This window comes from Halorubrum sp. SD626R (assembly GCF_001261915.1).
In the GTDB taxonomy this organism is placed as follows: domain Archaea; phylum Halobacteriota; class Halobacteria; order Halobacteriales; family Haloferacaceae; genus Halorubrum.
The window spans coordinates 46,172-61,288 of record NZ_CVRT01000109.1 but is presented as its reverse complement, the minus strand read 5'-3'; the positions used below and the strand labels follow the sequence as shown (position 1 = coordinate 61,288).

Here is a 15,117-nt window from a genome sequence, read left to right as displayed (position 1 = left end):
ACCACCCATAGACACTTCCCTCCCAAGAGACGCGGATCGTCATCCAGCGAGCGTGTTATGACCGCTAGGCTTAAACTCTCGACTGCGGTACCTTCGATAGCGCCAAGGTGGCAGAGTCTGGTCAGACGCAGCGGCCTGCAGAGCCGCCCAACGCCGGTTCAAATCCGGCCCTTGGCTTTTTATCCATCAGTCGACAGCGGCTGCCACGTCGTAGTACTCACCGGCGGACGCGCGGTCACGCTTCGCCGGATCGGTGACCTCGATTCGACCTCGTCCGGCGTTCGGCGGAGCTCCGGTGTATTCGCGCGCCACGCGGGCGACGCTACGCCGTCGGATGTCCCGTTTCGCTCCCCTCCCCGCTCGCCTCGCCGGTAGCGTCAGGGCGGAGCGGTGGCCCGGTTCGACTGTCCCGGTCGCTCGGCTTAGTAACCGTTATACACGGGGTGACCCATGCTGAAACCATGCAACGACGCGCTGTGGCCGTGTACGTCGCGCTCTTCGTGCTGATCGCGGGCGGAGCGGGTGTCCTCACCGCGACGGCCGAGACCCCGGAGATTGGCTTCGAGAATCCCGACTTCGAAGTCTCTCAGGGTGACACGATCGAGGTCGACGGCGAGGAGTACGTCGTCGCCGAAATCGCCGAGGTCGAGGAGGGCGGTGGCGGCGGTCACGGCGGCGGCGGCGCCTCGACGTCAATCGTCGCCACGATCGAGCGCGAAATGACGGTGGAACAGTCCGAGGCCTGGGCGAACGACTCGACCGTCGAAGTCGGCGACCGGGAGTGGCGCGTGGCGATTTCCGGCGAGGATCCGAGCGAGTTCACGCTCGTTGAGGTTCTCGATCGACAGGCTATCCTCGAGAACGACCCGCAGGCCGACAACGAGACCGTCGAGCGCGACGACGGCGAGTACGTCGTCGTTACCGAGGACGGCGAGTCGACGCTCGTCCCGGCGGGCGAATATTTCCCGGCTCCCGAGGAGCGGTCGTACGCCACGGGCGACGCCTTCGAGTACGGCGGCAATACCGTGACCGTCGACGATGTCACGGCGGAGCAGGCGGTGGTCGTCTGGGAGGCGACGGAAACCGAGAGTATCGAGATAGAGCAACACTCCCGGGTCACGGTCGGCGAGACGGAGTTCATCGCGCACTTCTCCGACGCCTCGACGATGCAGCTGTCGAGCGACATCGAGGGGTACGAGGCGCAGGTCTCGCAGATCGACCAGTTCCAGCAGTACAACAGCGGGCTGACGCGCGTGCTGGTCCTCGCGGTCCTCTCCTCGCTGCTCCTGCTCGGCGCGGCGTTTATCCCCTCGCGGTACTGATCTAACAGCCCCGTCGGCCGGACTCGACCTCGCTCTCCGAGGTCGTTCGGTCTCCGCCCTTCCGTCTCCTCGTTCCTCCCGTGAGACGGTCTTCGTTACCGACCGAGACCGCGGGGGACAGCCTATACGTGTCGCGCCCGTCGTCCGAGCCGTGAGTTCGACCCGAGAGAAGGTGCGGCAGCTCGCCCCGCACTGGGCCGCGATGTTCCTGCTGATGGTCGCGGCGCTGTCGCTCGTCGAGCGAGTCGCCGGCGCGCCCGGCCCCCTCGCCTCGGCGGGGCTCGTCGTCGCCGTCGCGATCGGCTACCCGTACGTCGTCCGAGCGCTCGGCGTCGCGCCGTCGGTCTGGCGGCGCTCCTGACTCGCGCCGCTCTCCGCACCGCTTTCCGCGTCACTCGCTGACGATATCGCGGAGCGCGGATCCGAGTCCCACTCGAGCGGCGCCGACGCCGATCCCGAGAACGAAGGCGACGACCGCGCTGACGGCGATCCAGAGCGTGTTCGGATGTTCGAGCCCGGAGTGGAGGAGTATCTCCATGGCCGTCGATCCGCCGTCGGTCGGGTAAATCGATCGCTTCGCCGGCGGGGTCCGCGGCCCCGCTGCGCCGATAACACCGATGTCAGTCGATCACCCGGGGGTCCCTTTCGTTTTTATACGTGCTCGTCACGTACGACCGGTATGAGCGAGGAAAGCGCGGCTCCGGTCACGACGGAGCTTCCGGACGCACCGTTCCACACCAGCGGCACCGACCACATCACGGTCTGGGGGAGCAACGAGGCCGACACGATCGCTTTCTACCGCGACCTGCTCGGGATGCCCCTCGTCCTCCGCCAGCCGAACCTCGACGACCCGTCCCAGACGCACCTGTTCTTCGACACCGGTGACGGTCGGATCCTGACGTTCTTCGTGAGCGACGACCGCCCCTCGGCCCGCGGGCAGCGCGCCGGTACCGGCGCGGTCCACCACCTCTGTTTCAGCGTTGAGCCCGACGAGTACGAGGATATCATGGCGGCGTTAGAGGAGGCCGGCAAGGGATACAACGTGTTCGACCGGGGGATATTCCACTCGATCTACACGCAGGACAACAACGGCCTCGTCATCGAGCTCTCCGCCGACAAGTACGAGATCCCGGACGACCGCAAGGGCGAGGTGCTCGCGACCGCCCAGCGCCTCCGCGAGGAGGACGGCGCCGACTTCGCGCAGGACCGCCACATGAAGGGGGCCCTCGAAGAGCTCGGCCTCCCGGTGAAGAAGCACGACCTGCCCGACGCGGACGCGGGCGTCGGCGTATGAGCGGCCGGACGCCCCACGCGGGTGACGACCCGCACGCCGACGAGGAGCTGGTGACGGCCGGCACTCCCGTCGCGGACGCCGACGCGGCCGTCGTCCTCGTCCACGGCCGCGGCGCGACCGCTCGGAGCATCGTCGACTTCGGCGAGGAGATCGGCGGCAGCGGTGACGTGGCTCTGCTGGCCCCCCAGGCGGCCGCCAACACCTGGTACCCGAACTCCTTCCTCGCGCCCGTCGCGGAGAACGAGCCCGGCCGGAGCTCCGGGCTCCGCGCCGTCGGCCGCGCGGTCGAGACGGCGACGGACGCCGGGATCCCGGCCGAGCGCGTCCTCGTCGGCGGCTTCTCGCAGGGCGCCTGCCTCGCGAGCGAGTTCGTCGCGCGGAACCCGACCCGGTACGGCGGGCTCGCGGTCTTAAGCGGCGGGCTGATCGGCGAGTCGGTCGACGTCGACGACTACGTCTCGCACGCCGCGGCCGCGATCGACGGCGACCCCGCCGCGGCGCTCGGCGGGACGCCGGCGTTCCTCGGCTGCAGCGACGTCGACCCGCACATCCCGGAGGAGCGCGTCCACGAGACGAGCGCGGTGTTGGAGGCGCTCGGCGCCGACGTTGACGAGCGGATCTACGAGGGGATGGGCCACGGCATCAACGAGGAGGAGACCGAGGCGGTCGCCGACCTCGTCGCGGCGCTGTCGTAGGTCCCGCTCGCGCCGAGGCCCGATCGCCTGCTTCTCACGCCAGCCAGTCGTCCGGCTTGGTGTCGTAGTCGACCTCGTCGGCCTCGATCCGCTCGCGGATCTCCGGATCGAGGTCGTGCTCGGTCACCTCGCCGCCGTCGTACTGGAAGCGCACGCCGGCCTCCTCGCCCTCCGGCTCGGCGCCCCGGCGCTTCGCCCGGCGGATCGCCTCGTCGGAGTACTCGACGCGGATCGTCGCGAGGTTCACGGGGCGGCCCCACAGCTCGAAGGCACGTTTCAGCGTCTCCGCCGCCGACTCCTCGTCGAGTGCGACCCCGTTGAACCGGTGGCCGAGCAGGAGCTCGCCCCGGTTCCGGTAGTTGCCGTCGAGCACGACGACCGTCGGCTTGCCGAAGTTCGTGAACTGGAGGAGGAGCTTCCGCCGGACGTCGTCGGCATCGACGCTGGCGACGCGGTGCTCCTCGGCGGCCCGACTGTACTCGTAGGTGAAGTAGTTCCCCTCGCGGACGAACTCGTCGGTGAGGAACGCGTCGATGAACGTCACGTCGTTGTGACTCTCGCGCACCTCCACCATCCGGTCCCAGCCGGCGGTTCGGTCGACGTCGTCGAGCGCCTCGTCGACGCTCGCGTACCGTTCGACGTCGAACATGTACCGGGCGCGCTCGTCGAGCGTCTCGCGGGAGACGTTGCGGAGCGCGCCGCGGTGCTCGGGCCGCGAGAGGACGTAGTGACGCTCCGCGAGCCCCTCGCGCGTCAGCAGCTTCCACGGGTATTGCTCGATGTCCGGGCCCCCGTCGGGACCGGTCTCGCCGCCGTCGCCGTCCGCTTCCCCCTCGTCCCGGGCCGAGAGCGCCCGGTCGACCGCCTCGGCGTCGACCCGCGGGTCGCCGTCGGCGGCGAGCTCGGCCAGCTCGTCGAGCGTCGCCGGTCCGGCGCCGGCGATCGCGGGGTGGGGTTCGAGCGCCTCGGCGACCTCGTCGAGATCGATCCGCGAGTGGAAGTTCTCCGGCGTCACGCCCTCGACGCGGAGCAGTCTGTCAATCACGTCGCGGCGGGCGGCCCGCAGCTCCACGTGGGTCCACAGCTCGAAGCCGAGCTTGTAGGGGTTGAGCCCGGGCGAGCCGAGCACCCGCGCCATGTGGTCCGCGTACGTGAGGAACTCGTCGGGGCCGGCGAACCCCTCGCCGCCCATCATGACTGACTCCCAGTAGGTCGCCCACCCCTCGTTCATCACTTTCGTCTGCTTCTGGCCGGCGAAGTAGTACGCCTCCTCGCGGATCGCGTCGATGACGGTCGTCTCCCACGGCTCGCGGTCGACCGCCTTCCCGCTGTCGGGGGCGTACCGCTTCCCGTGGTCGCGCAGGAACGCGAGCACGTCCGGGCGCGGCTCCTCCGGCTCGATCCCCTCGCCGTGCGCCGCCAGCCACTCGTCGTCGAACACGTCGCGGCGCACCTCCTCCGAGAGGTCGAGCTCCGCGATCTGCTCTTCCACCGCCGCGACCGGGTCGTCGTCGGGGTCGCTCACGTCCTCCGAGACGCCCGGCTCCGCGACCGACCGCGCGGCGTCGACCGGGCTGTGCTGGTCGATCGTGTCCTCCAGCGCGCTCACGGCGTCGACCAGGCGCTCGACCTCGTCGCGGTCGACGTCCGGACGGTCGGCGATCGCCGAGATCCGGTCGGCGTTGCGCTCCAGCCGCGCCGCGGCGTTCGGCCCTCCCTCGCCGCGGTCGGCGTACAGCCCGAACCAGCGGTTGTTCGCGAAGAAGTCGGCGTGGGCCTCCACGTGCGTGATGACGGCCTTCTGGTCGGCGGTCGCGTTCGACTCCTGGAGGAACGCGTGGCTCGGGTCGTCGTTGTTGACGATCTCGAACGCCTTCCCGAGCCCGTGCCGGTCCTTCTTGCGCTGCCGCTCGTAGTTCATCCCCCACCGCCAGTGCGGGTAGCGCCGCTGGAAGCCGCCGTAGGCGATCAGCTCGTTCATCTCGTCGTGGCCGACGACCCAGTACCGGACCGGGTACGGCTCCAGCCCGAGCCGCTCGGCGAGCTCGCGGGCCTCCGCGGCGGGCTCGTCGAGGGTCTCCGCCTCGCGCTTCGCCTCGACGCGCTCGTCTCTCATCGGCGACCACCCCCGTCGGTCCGCCCGCTCGTCGCCTCACTGGGGGCCGCGCCGTCACCTTCCGCCTCCGTGCTGAGGATCTCGTAGATGGCGTCGGTGACGTCGTCCGGGTCCGACACGCGCGCGACAGCGACGTCGTCGGCGTCGCCGAGCGCCGCCTCCACCTCGTCGGCGTGGCGCGCGTTCGGCGCGGCGCCGCCGGGCTGGGTCTCGACGTACGCGTGGAGATTGGCGTCGATCGACTCCATCAGCGGGATCACCGCGTCGGTCGTGTCGCTGCCGGAGTTCTCCGAGTCGCCGGCGGCGAAGACGTAGCGGTTCCACTCGCTGTACGGGTACTCCTCGAGGATCTCCTCGACGAGCTCGTAGGCGCTGGAGATCCGGGTGCCGCCGCCGGACTGGATCCCGAAGAACTCCTCGCGGTCTACCTCCCACGCCTCGGCGTCGTGGACCACGTACCGGAACTCCGCGGCGTCGTACTTCCCCGTCAGGTACCAGTCCATCGGGGTGAACACGCGCTCGACCAGCTCGCGCTTCGTCTCGCGCATCGAGCCGGAGGCGTCCCGCACGTTGACGACGACGACGTTGCGCTCGCGCTTCTCGATCACCTCCGGGTGGCGGAACCGCTCGTCCTCCCGGCGGAACGGGACGCTGTCGAGCCCCTCCCGGCGGATCCGGTGGCTCACGGGCTCGCGATCGACCTCGGCGTCGAGCGCGTCGAAGCTCTCCCAGCGGTCGAGCGCCGTCACGGGCTCGCCGCGCTCCTCGGCGAGGGTCGCCGCGGCGTCGGCGATCCACGCCCGGGACACGGGAATTCCCTTGTCGCGGGCCCAGGCGAAGGCGTCGTCCACGTCGGCGCCGGCGACGCGGAGCCCCTCGCGGACGTACTCCTCGTCGAAGTCGGTCGCGAGGTAGCGCTTCAGCCCGCGCTTGAAGAACTCGTCGACGTCGAGGGTACCGCGCGGGCCGGCGCGGGCGGTGTCGGTGAAGTCGCCCTCCACCTCCTCGACCACGCGCTTCCCCTTCGGTTCGAGGTCGAGCCCGAGCGCCTCGTCGAGCTCGCGCGCGAACTCCTCGGGGTCCATCTCGTAGTACTCGTGCTCGCCGCCCTCCTCGCCGGGGTCGCCCTCCTCGTCGCCGTCGCCGGGCTCGGGGTCGACCGGTTGGCCGGGCTGCGGCTGACCGCCCTGCCCCTGTCCGACGCCGCCGGCCTCCCGCTGGTCGTACTCGAACTCCGGGAGGTCGACGATCTTCACCGGAATCCGGACCTGATCGGGGCCGGAGCGCCCGAGGTCGCCGTGGCTGATGAACTCCGAGAGGTCCTCGCGGCGCTGCTCGCCGACCTCGCGGAAGCGCTCGCGGTCGTCGGTCAGTCCCACGAGACCCCACCCCCGTTCCCGCCGTCGCGGCCGCCCCGTGGCTCCTCGTCACCGCCGTCGGCGGCGAGGTCGGCCCACTCGTCGCGGGCGTTGCGCATCACGGCGCGGCTGGTCAGCTCCGCCGACGCGGGGCTGTATCCGCGGTCGACGAGCCGGTCTATCGTCGCCGCCTTCACGCGTTCCGTCTCGGTGTCGGCCGGCGGGTCGGCCCACTCGGCCGGGTCGAGCTCCGGGAAGCGGCGCTTCAGGTCGGCCAGGTCGTTCGCGTCGAGCACCTCTCGCAGCTCGGGGATCTCGCGGAGCTCCACGTCGTCGACGCTGAACTCGTCGCCGCGGTTCCGCCACGCGTACCGGGTGAGCGCCCGGATGACGCGGTCGCGACGGAACTCGCCGACCTCCCGCGTCGGGTCGGTGCCGTAGTAGTCGTCCTCGTCGAACCGCCCCAGCGTCTCCGTCTCGAACACCTTCATCGCGAGCGCGTCGGGCTCCGCGGGACCGCGCTCCGTCTCCACCGGCTCGTCGGCGTCCCAGGCGTACACGTGCTCGACGTACTCCGCGACCGTCTCCTCCGAGACGGTCGCCTCCGCGAGGGCGGCGTCGATCACGTCGGCGCGCTGGCGCTCCCGGATCCGCTCGGCGACCGGGGCCTGCCGGCTCTCGAACTCCGCGACCTCCGAGCGGGAGAACAGCGGCGCCGCCGAGAGCCCGTCGGCCATCGCGTCGAGCACGTCCGTCGGCGTGACGACGCGCTCGACCGGGAGCTCCGGGTGGCTGCGGTCGGCGTCGCTCCCGAGCAGGTCGGCGACGACGTCGCGGGTGTACGTCACCGGGATCCCGTTCCGCCCGTCGCCGTCGCCGAAGTCGACGTCGTCGACCGTGACCGTCTCCTCGTCCCCGTCGGCCGCCTCTCGCCGGAGTTCCCCGGTCTCGTACAGCTCCGCCTTTCCGATGAGCCCGACGCCCGGCGGGAGGTCCTCGGTGTCGAGCCGGGTGGCGACCGCGTACAGCGCCGCCGCGCCGACCGCGTGCGGCGCCAGCTCGCGCTCGGTGACCGTCCCGTCGTCGTCGCGGACGTCGATCGTCAGCGCCGCCGCGCCGGGCTCGTCCGCCGGATCGCGGGCGGGATCGTCGCGGTCGGTCGTCCCCGACTCGGTCGCCGCCTCGTCCACCCCGTCGACGGTCGGCACGCCGCGGACGCCGCCGACCTCGCGGCGTAACAGCTCCGCCTCCAGCCGCCGGTTCGTCAGGTAGCGGAACTCGTGGCGGGTGAGCCGCCGCTTCAGCGCCTTCAGCGGATCGGCGCCCTCGCGGTCGGCGTGGCGGTCGAGCTCGGCGTCCAGGTCTGGGTTCGAGATGACGATGAGCTGCGTGTCCAGGTCCATCCCGATCCCCTTGTCGAGCTTCACGCGGCGCTCGTCGGGGACGTTGAGCAGCCGCCGGAGCAGGTCGGCGTGCTGGCTGGCGTCCTCGACGACGGTCGCGACGCCGTTCCCCTGCGAGAGCACGCCGTCGTAGCTGAACGCCTGCGGGTTCTTCCGCCCGCGCGAGTCGAGCTCGCGGAGCATCCCGCCCATCCACGAGCCGACGAGCCGCTCTTTCGGCGTCCCGTCGTCCTCGGCGTGGAGCACCCCGATCCCCTCGCCCACGTCGACGACGTAGCTCGTCACGCGGAGGTGGTCGCGGTCGGTGATCGCCGAGAAGAGGTCACGGCGGCCCTCGTCGCGGTACGCCGACTCCAGGTGGTCGTACGCCTCGCGGCTGAACGGGTCGAGGTCGACGTCGGCCGCGATCGGGTAGGCGTCGTCGTCGACGGCGTCGGCGATCGACTCCCGGACGGCCTCGGGGAACACCGAGAGGGGGTGCGCCTGCACCGGGCTGCGGTACCACGCCGCGGCGTCGCCGCCGTCGCCGTACGAGAGCGACGCGGCGCCCGTCCCGCCCCCGCCGATCCCGCCGCCGGCGCCGGTGACGTTCCACTCGACGGTGTAGCGGCGCCCGGCGTCGGTCTTCGAGAACTCCCGGAGGCCGTTCACCAGACACCGCTTGAACTCCGATTTCCCGGTCGCGGTGGGGCCGTCGATCCAGACGATGCTCTCGTCGTTGCCGCGGCCCGCCGCGGCGGCCCGGAGGTCGTCGACGAACGCGTTAAGCGCGGCGGTGTTGCCGAGGACGGCGTGCTCGCCGTCGTTGAACGGGTCGTCGAAGAAGCGGTACCGCTCCAGCCGCTCGCCGCGCTCGCGGACCTCGCGGGTGCCCTCGGACTCGATCGCCGCGAGGACGTAGCGCGCGCCGGAGGCGGCCGCGACGGGGTTCTCCAAGACGCGGTCGACGTACTCGTCGAGACTCATCGGCGGGTCGTACGCGCCGCGGAGGGTCTCGTCGGCGGCCCGGACGAACCCCTCGCCGTCGGATCGGTCTGACTCGCTCATCTCAGCCCCCGTCGTCCTCGATCTCCGAGCGGGCGACGGCGGCGCCCGCGTACTCCAACACCTCCGCCGCGCCGTCCTCGGAGTAGCCCCGGTCGACGAGGGCGTCGACCCAGGCGCTGCGTTCCTCGTCGTCGAGGTCGGTCGCCGAGACCAGCGCGGAGAAGTTGATGTTGTGCTTCTTGTCCTCCCACAGCTTGCGCTCTAAGGCCCGCCGGAGGCGGTCGTTCTCCTGGGGGTCGAAGTCGCGCCCCTCCCGGGCGCGCCGCGACACCCAGTTCGACACCTCCTGTCGGAAGTCGTCCTTCCGGTCGGAGGGGACGTCGAGCTGCTCTTCGACCGCGCGCATGAACGTCTCGTCGGGCTCCGTCTCGCGGCCCGTGAGCTCGTCGTCGACGGTGTCGTCGTCGATGTACGCCATCACGTGGTCCATGTACTTCTCGCCCTGGCGACGGAGCTCGTCTACGTCGTACGCTAACGCGTGCCGAACGTCCTCGATGGCGCGCTCCCGGTACTCCTCGCGGACGGTCTCCAAGAGGCGCTCGTAGCGGTCGAGGTCCTCGGCGGCGATGGAGCCGTGCCCCCCGAGGTTCGCCTCGAAGTGGTCGAAGACGGAGAGCGGCGAGAGGTAGCCGCGGTCGCGGTGGGTGGCGTCCATGATCGCCTCGGCAATCTCGTCGCCGATGAACCGGGCGGAGACGCCGTCCATTCCCTCGCTCACGTCGGCCTGCTCGGCGGCGTCCTCCCGCAGTTTCCGGCGGTCGATCTCCTCGTCCTCCAGCTCGCCGTTGTACACCTTCGCCTTGTCGAGGAGGCTCACCGTCTCGTCGGTGGGCTCTTCGAGGCGGGTCAACACGCCGAAGAGGCCGGCCATCTCCAAGGCGTGCGGCTCGACGTGGACGTTCGGCACGTCCGCGTTGTCGAGCATCTTCCCGTAGATCTCTGCCTCGCTGTCGTACTCCAACACGTAGGGGTAGTCGATCCGCTTGGTGCGGTCGTTGAACGCCTCCATCTTCTCGTCGCCCGTCTTCTCGCGGTACTCCGGCATGTTCGTCCGGCCGACGATTACCTGGTCGATGTCGATCCGGGGGTTGTTCTTCGGCTTGATCGTCGACTCCTGAGAGGCGTGCAGGAAGTCGTAGAGGAACTCCCGCTGGAGCTTCAGCAGCTCCTCGCCGGAGAAGAGGCCGCGGTTCGCGTTGCAGAACGCGCCGGCGTAGTCGAACGCGCGCGGGTCGGACTCGCCGTAGACCGCGAGCTTCGCGTAGTTGACGTCGCCGGTGAGTTCGGTCTCGTCCTGGTTCTTCTTGTCCTTCGGCTCGAACGTCTCGATGCACTCCCGGCGGTTCTCGTCGGCGACGAGCCGGACGACCTCGACGTGCTCGTCGAGCACGCGCTGCAGGTCGTCGTCGTAGTGCGCCAGCAGCTCGTTCAGGTAGAACTCCGAGGCCGGGTCCGGATGCTGGTCGTTCCGGAGGCTGTACGGGGCGTCGAGCCGCTCGTTGAGGTCCTCGATGACCGCCTCCCGCTGCGGTCGCGGGAGGAGCACGAGCGGGTCCTGGTTCATCGGCGAGCGCACCGCGTCGTCGCCCGGGTCCTGGTCGTCGATCACCGAGCAGAGGTCGACCCAGCGGAAGGTGTACATCCGACCGGCCTCCTCGCGGGTGTACGCCTCGAAGTAGCGGCGCGTGAGCCAGTCGAAGTGCGACTTCCCGGAGCCGACCGGCCCCAAGAGGAGCTTGATCCGCTTCTCGGGGCCCAGCCCGCGGGCGCCGGACTTCACCTTGTTGACGAACTCGTGGATCGACTCGTGGACCTCGCGGCCGTAGAAGACGTTCTCGCCGTCGTGCAGCGGGTCGTCCGCGGCGAGCGCGTACTCCACCACGCCGCGCTCCTCGTCGTATCGGGTGCCGTAGTAGTCGAACATGTCGGCGACGCGCTGGTGGGCGTTCCGCGCGATGCGCGGCTCCTCGTACAGCGCGTCGAGGTACCAGTCGAACGAGCGGGGTTCCCGGAGGTCGTCCGGGACGTTCGTCCGGTACTCCTCGCTGAGCCGTTCGAGCGTGTGTCGGTCTGTCATCGTATCACGTCTCTCGGACGGACGAGGGACCTCGCGACCGGACCGCACGTCGGCCGCGCGCCGAGCGGCCGCGCGGCTCTCCGTGCCGGAACGACGGCTCATCGAGCCGCGAACGCCGCTGTCGTCGAGGGGGACCCGCCGCGGGTCGCCGTTTCGCCCGTAACCGAGGCTATATGTATGAGAGGGATTCTCACTCATAAGTGTGTCGCCAATTCACACGCGCAACGCGACTGCGGATCCCGCCGCGATCTGCGGTTTTCATCTCGCGCAAATCGGCCGGAATCGGCGCGGAGCGGTGATAAAACAGGGGCGTACGCGATCGCCGGTGAATCGGACCCGCGTCGGTCGGAACCAGCCCTCCGCCGGTTGGAATCGCCGCCCCGACCGGTCGGAACCGGAAACGTCGCCCCCGAGGCGGGCTCTTTTGCCGGCCGCCGACCCACGGCCGGTGTGACGTTTAGCATCTGCGTCCGCGAGCGGTACACCGACGGCGACGGCGACGACCGGGTCCGGTACGGCGTGGCGGTGACCACCCGGCTGCCGGGGGTCGGCGCCCTGTGTCCGTTCGCGTCGGCGGACGGCGCGGTCGCGACGCAGTCGCTCGTCAACGTCGAGCTCGGGCGGAAGGGGATCGAGTACCTCGGCGACGGGCTCGCGGTCGACGACGCGCTGGAGGCCCTGTTGAACGCCGACGAGGGGAGGCCGGAGCGCCAGCTCCACGGCGTCGACGCTGACGGGACCTTCGCGTTCTCGGGCGACGAGTGCCGCGACTGGTACGGCCACGTCGAGGGCGAGAACTACACCGTCGCCGGCAACCTCCTGACGGGCGAGGACGTGATCGACGACACCGCGGCCGCCTACGAGTCGGCCGCCCACGGCGACGCCCCCCTCGCGGAGCGGCTGATCGACGCGCTCGCGGCGGGCCACGCCGCCGGCGGCGACAAGCGCGAGGACCTCGACGTGCAGTCCGCGGCCCTCCTCGTCCGGAACACCGAGGAGGCCGACGACCCGTACTACGACGACCTCCGCGTCGACGCCTCGGAGACCCCGGTCGCCGACCTCCGCGAGACGTACGAGACGGCGAAGCGCGGCTACGAGGCGGTGTTGGAGCGGTACGCCGACGAGATGGACGCGGGCGACGGCGGCGAGTAGCCCCTCGCGAGCGGGGTTCCCGCCCCTACAGCGACAGCCGCGTCAGGATCGGCAGGTGGTCGGAGGGGTACCGCCCCCGGTCGTCGCGGTCGGTCAGGGTCGCGAACGCCGCCACGTCGAACGCCGGCGAGACGAGCGCGTGGTCGATCCGACGCCCGTCGATCAGTCGGGCGAAGTCGGTGAGGCTCGTCTCCGGTCCGTGTCGGAGGTCGGCGACCGCGGCGGCGTCGCGGAGCGCGAGCCGGTCGTCGTCGGGCGGCCCGTCCGAACCTGTCTCCGGATCGTCCCCGAGGAGGATCCGGTGCGGGTCCGACCCCGGCGTGCAGTTGAAGTCGCCGACGAGCGCGATCGGGGGTCGTCCGACCGATCCGCCCGCGCCTGTGCCCCCGTCGACCAGCTCCGGGAGCCGCTCGCGGACCAGCCGCGCGGACTCGCGCCGCGCGGTCGCGCTGACGTGGTCGAAGTGCGTGTTGACGACGAGGAGTTCGGCGGGTCCGTCGACGGCTCGGACCCGCGCCCACGTCGCGATCCGCGGGTGGGCGGCGTCCCAGCCGACCGACTGCCGGTCCGGCGTCTGGGAGAGCCAGAACGTGTCGCCGTCGGCTACCTCCCAGCGGTCGGCTCGGACCGCGATCGGGCAGCCCTCGCCCTCGCCGTCGGTCCCCCGTCCGCGCCCGACGAACTCGTACGCCGGGAGCCGCTCCCGGAGGTCCTCGCGCTGTTCCGGGAGCGGCTCTTGGAAGCCGGCGACGTCCGGGCGGTGAAAGCGGACGAGCCGCCCGACCGCGTCGCGGCGGTCGTGCCAGACGTCGTGGTGGTCGCCCCGGTTGGCGTAGCGGACGTTGTAGCTCAGCACCCGGATCGCGGTCATTACCGTGAGGGTCGCGGGCGAGGCGATTAAAAGACGCGGAGCGATACGCGAACGATGCCGGACCCGCGGTGAACACCGCCAAAGCTCCAGCGGCTCAACCATGCACTACCAGAGGTGCAGTCGCGGTGAACACCGCCAAAGCCCCAGCCGGGAGGACGGCGTACGCTCGCTGCGCCCCTCAGTCGCTCACTTCGTTCGCTCCCTCCGGTGCTTTCGTCGCCTACGCCGTCCTCCCGGCTGCCCCTTTGAGTCCTACCCGACCGCACAGCGACCGCGCCTCACGCCTCCCCAGCCTCGCGGTTCGCTCGGGGCTCCCTTCGGTCGCCCACATCGCTCACCGCGTCCCTCGCGCGTGCTGACTCGCGGCCTGTCGGCCGCTCGCAGGCACGCGCCACCGCAGTCTTTCGACAGTAAACGGCTACCGCTAGCGGTCACGCTCCTCATATGACAATCTCGCCCCCGTCGCCTACGCCGAGAACTCGTACAGCTCGTCGCCGACGTGGTGGATCGACCCCACGACCTTCCCGCTGTCCCCGACCATGCCGTCGCCGTCGACCATCGCCCGGCCGACCGCGAGCACCTTCCCGTGCGACTCCTCGGCGACGACGACGAGGTCGCCCTCGCGGATCTCCGGGTCGGCCTCGACGATTCCGGGGCGCATCACGTCGGCGCCGTCGGAGACGAACGAGACGGCGCCCGCGTCGACCGTGACGACCCCCGTCTCCGGTTCGTAGTCGTTCGCGCCCCGGACGGTGAGGAACGGTTCGTCGTCGTCGACGTAGAAGACGGCGGGGTCGCCGTCGACCAGGACGAGCTCGTAGCCCGCGTCCACGAACTCGACGAACTCGAACGTCTCGCCGTCGATGTCGACGCCGAGGTGGTCGGCGACCGCCTCGCGGATCGCCGCGATGTCGTCGCTCCGGAGGTGGTGTCGCGATTTCACTTCCATGCGGGTCCAGTCGGCCGCTCGGCCGATAAATGGTCCGTTCCGCGGCGCGGCACGGGCTCGGACGCCGCGCTCCGCGGTTCTCACGTGATCGGACCGATCAAAACGGCCTTAAGCCACCTGTCCATAGCCTCTCGTATGCTCAACCCGCTCATCGCGAACGTCGCGAACGCGCCCGCGCTCGTTCTCGGGGTGATCGCGACGCTGCTCGTCGTCTTCGTCACCAGCCTGAAGGGGACGGGATGGGAGCCCACGACCGACATCTCGGACGAAGTGCTCGAACGCCGCGCGTCCGCGGTCCCCGAGACCGACTTCCCGGAGCCGGGGAACCGCGCGGTCGGCGGCGGAGGCGGCGGCGGCGCCATTCCCGCCGGCGGCGCCGAGGGCGAGGAGGGCGAACTCGAGGACGGGAGCGCCGTCAGCGCCGGCCCCGCCGACGTGGAGGAGGTCGAGTACTTCGACGTCGAGTTCGCCAAGCAGGGGAAGACGGTCGAGCTCTCGAACGACGCGCCCATCCTCGAACAGGGCGAGGACGAGGGGTGGGACCTCCCGTACGCCTGCCGCCAGGGCCAGTGCGTCTCCTGTGCCGGTCACATCACGGACGGTCCCTCGGAGGACTTCGTGGAGCACGACAACCAGCAGATGTTAGAGGAGGCCGAGCTCGACGACGGCTACACGCTGACCTGCGTCGCGTACCCCCGCGACTCCTTCACCATCGAGACGGGCGAGGCGCCGTAACTCCTCTCTCACGTCGCGTCGCTCCGCCCCGTTCGCTCCCCCGCCTGCCTTGTCCGCTTCTCGGCTCGTTTTTCCGTTCTTTTCGTCCGGTTCTCAGT

13 protein-coding genes and 1 tRNA gene are annotated in these 15,117 nt (G+C 70.6%); 7 read left to right on the top strand and 7 right to left on the bottom strand.

The genetic code is table 11. From position 1 onward, the window contains the following. The first annotated feature begins 101 nt into the window (after window positions 1–101). The 3 genes from SD626R_RS11830 (at window position 102) to SD626R_RS11820 (ending at window position 1,683) form a co-directional block, all read left to right on the top strand. Window positions 102–177, top strand: a tRNA-Cys gene (locus SD626R_RS11830). Between the two features lie 299 nt (window positions 178–476). Beyond that, window positions 477–1,322 carry a hypothetical protein gene (locus SD626R_RS11825; RefSeq protein ID WP_092566563.1) on the top strand — a complete coding sequence of 282 codons (846 nt, stop codon included), beginning with the start codon at window positions 477–479 and terminating at the stop codon, window positions 1,320–1,322. Between the two features lie 151 nt (window positions 1,323–1,473). Continuing rightward, entirely contained in the window at window positions 1,474–1,683 is a 210-nt protein-coding gene (locus tag SD626R_RS11820) for a hypothetical protein (RefSeq protein ID WP_092566560.1), read from the top strand. Between the two features lie 30 nt (window positions 1,684–1,713). Here the strand turns inward: SD626R_RS11820 and SD626R_RS16895 are convergent, their stop codons facing one another. Then, window positions 1,714–1,860, bottom strand: a complete 147-nt coding sequence (locus SD626R_RS16895; protein ID WP_176697324.1) for a hypothetical protein — start codon at window positions 1,858–1,860, stop codon at window positions 1,714–1,716. Window positions 1,861–2,001: 141 nt separating this feature from the next. Between SD626R_RS16895 and SD626R_RS11815 the strand changes: the two genes are divergently transcribed. Both SD626R_RS11815 and SD626R_RS11810 read left to right on the top strand, forming a co-directional pair. Then, window positions 2,002–2,616, top strand: coding sequence for a VOC family protein (locus tag SD626R_RS11815; protein WP_092566559.1), 615 nt, complete (start codon window positions 2,002–2,004; stop codon window positions 2,614–2,616). Beyond that, window positions 2,613–3,311 (top strand): alpha/beta hydrolase, encoded by a 699-nt coding sequence (locus SD626R_RS11810; RefSeq protein WP_092566558.1) that lies wholly within the window; start codon window positions 2,613–2,615, stop codon window positions 3,309–3,311. Before SD626R_RS11815 ends, SD626R_RS11810 begins: the two co-directional genes overlap by 4 nt. Before the next feature lie 34 nt (window positions 3,312–3,345). On the opposite strand, the gene SD626R_RS11805 is transcribed toward SD626R_RS11810, so the two are convergent. The 4 genes from SD626R_RS11805 to SD626R_RS11790 are packed head-to-tail and all read right to left on the bottom strand — an operon-like array spanning window position 3,346 to window position 11,312. After that, window positions 3,346–5,427, bottom strand: coding sequence for a SpoVR family protein (locus tag SD626R_RS11805; RefSeq protein WP_092566557.1), 2,082 nt, complete (start codon window positions 5,425–5,427; stop codon window positions 3,346–3,348). Next, the gene (locus SD626R_RS11800) at window positions 5,424–6,806 is read right to left on the bottom strand and encodes a DUF444 family protein (protein WP_092566556.1); all 1,383 of its coding nucleotides are present in this window, start codon (window positions 6,804–6,806) and stop codon (window positions 5,424–5,426) included. Before SD626R_RS11800 ends, SD626R_RS11805 begins: the two co-directional genes overlap by 4 nt. Beyond that, on the bottom strand, window positions 6,797–9,235 hold the full coding sequence (locus SD626R_RS11795; RefSeq protein WP_092566555.1) for a kinase anchor protein: 2,439 nt from the start codon (window positions 9,233–9,235) through the stop codon (window positions 6,797–6,799). Before SD626R_RS11795 ends, SD626R_RS11800 begins: the two co-directional genes overlap by 10 nt. A gap of 1 nt (window position 9,236) precedes the next feature. Next, complete coding sequence (locus SD626R_RS11790; RefSeq protein ID WP_092566554.1) at window positions 9,237–11,312, bottom strand: PrkA family serine protein kinase; 2,076 nt, start codon at window positions 11,310–11,312, stop codon at window positions 9,237–9,239. A 450-nt stretch (window positions 11,313–11,762) separates the two neighbouring features. Between SD626R_RS11790 and SD626R_RS11785 the strand changes: the two genes are divergently transcribed. Then, complete coding sequence (locus SD626R_RS11785) at window positions 11,763–12,464, top strand: DUF1028 domain-containing protein (protein ID WP_092566553.1); 702 nt, start codon at window positions 11,763–11,765, stop codon at window positions 12,462–12,464. A gap of 25 nt (window positions 12,465–12,489) precedes the next feature. Here the strand turns inward: SD626R_RS11785 and SD626R_RS11780 are convergent, their stop codons facing one another. After that, window positions 12,490–13,335 carry an endonuclease/exonuclease/phosphatase family protein gene (locus SD626R_RS11780; protein WP_092566552.1) on the bottom strand — a complete coding sequence of 282 codons (846 nt, stop codon included), beginning with the start codon at window positions 13,333–13,335 and terminating at the stop codon, window positions 12,490–12,492. A gap of 466 nt (window positions 13,336–13,801) precedes the next feature. Continuing rightward, window positions 13,802–14,284: an RNA-binding protein gene (locus tag SD626R_RS11775; protein WP_092566551.1), complete on the bottom strand. Its 483-nt coding sequence runs from the start codon at window positions 14,282–14,284 to the stop codon at window positions 13,802–13,804. A gap of 135 nt (window positions 14,285–14,419) precedes the next feature. Between SD626R_RS11775 and SD626R_RS11770 the strand changes: the two genes are divergently transcribed. Next, window positions 14,420–15,019, top strand: a complete 600-nt coding sequence (locus SD626R_RS11770; protein ID WP_092566550.1) for a 2Fe-2S iron-sulfur cluster-binding protein — start codon at window positions 14,420–14,422, stop codon at window positions 15,017–15,019. The last annotated feature ends 98 nt before the right edge of the window (window positions 15,020–15,117 follow it).

Bases quoted from the DNA above. Each gene is read 5' to 3' on its own strand.
- SD626R_RS16895 (WP_176697324.1), bottom strand. From the start codon at position 1,860: ATGGAGATACTCCTCCACTCCGGGCTCGAACATCCGAACACGCTCTGG.
- SD626R_RS11815 (WP_092566559.1), top strand. From the start codon at position 2,002: ATGAGCGAGGAAAGCGCGGCTCCGGTCACGACGGAGCTTCCGGACGCA.
- SD626R_RS11810 (WP_092566558.1), top strand. From the start codon at position 2,613: ATGAGCGGCCGGACGCCCCACGCGGGTGACGACCCGCACGCCGACGAG.
- SD626R_RS11805 (WP_092566557.1), bottom strand. From the start codon at position 5,427: ATGAGAGACGAGCGCGTCGAGGCGAAGCGCGAGGCGGAGACCCTCGAC.
- SD626R_RS11795 (WP_092566555.1), bottom strand. From the start codon at position 9,235: ATGAGCGAGTCAGACCGATCCGACGGCGAGGGGTTCGTCCGGGCCGCC.
- SD626R_RS11790 (WP_092566554.1), bottom strand. From the start codon at position 11,312: ATGACAGACCGACACACGCTCGAACGGCTCAGCGAGGAGTACCGGACG.
- SD626R_RS11780 (WP_092566552.1), bottom strand. From the start codon at position 13,335: ATGACCGCGATCCGGGTGCTGAGCTACAACGTCCGCTACGCCAACCGG.
- SD626R_RS11775 (WP_092566551.1), bottom strand. From the start codon at position 14,284: ATGGAAGTGAAATCGCGACACCACCTCCGGAGCGACGACATCGCGGCG.
- SD626R_RS11770 (WP_092566550.1), top strand. From the start codon at position 14,420: ATGCTCAACCCGCTCATCGCGAACGTCGCGAACGCGCCCGCGCTCGTT.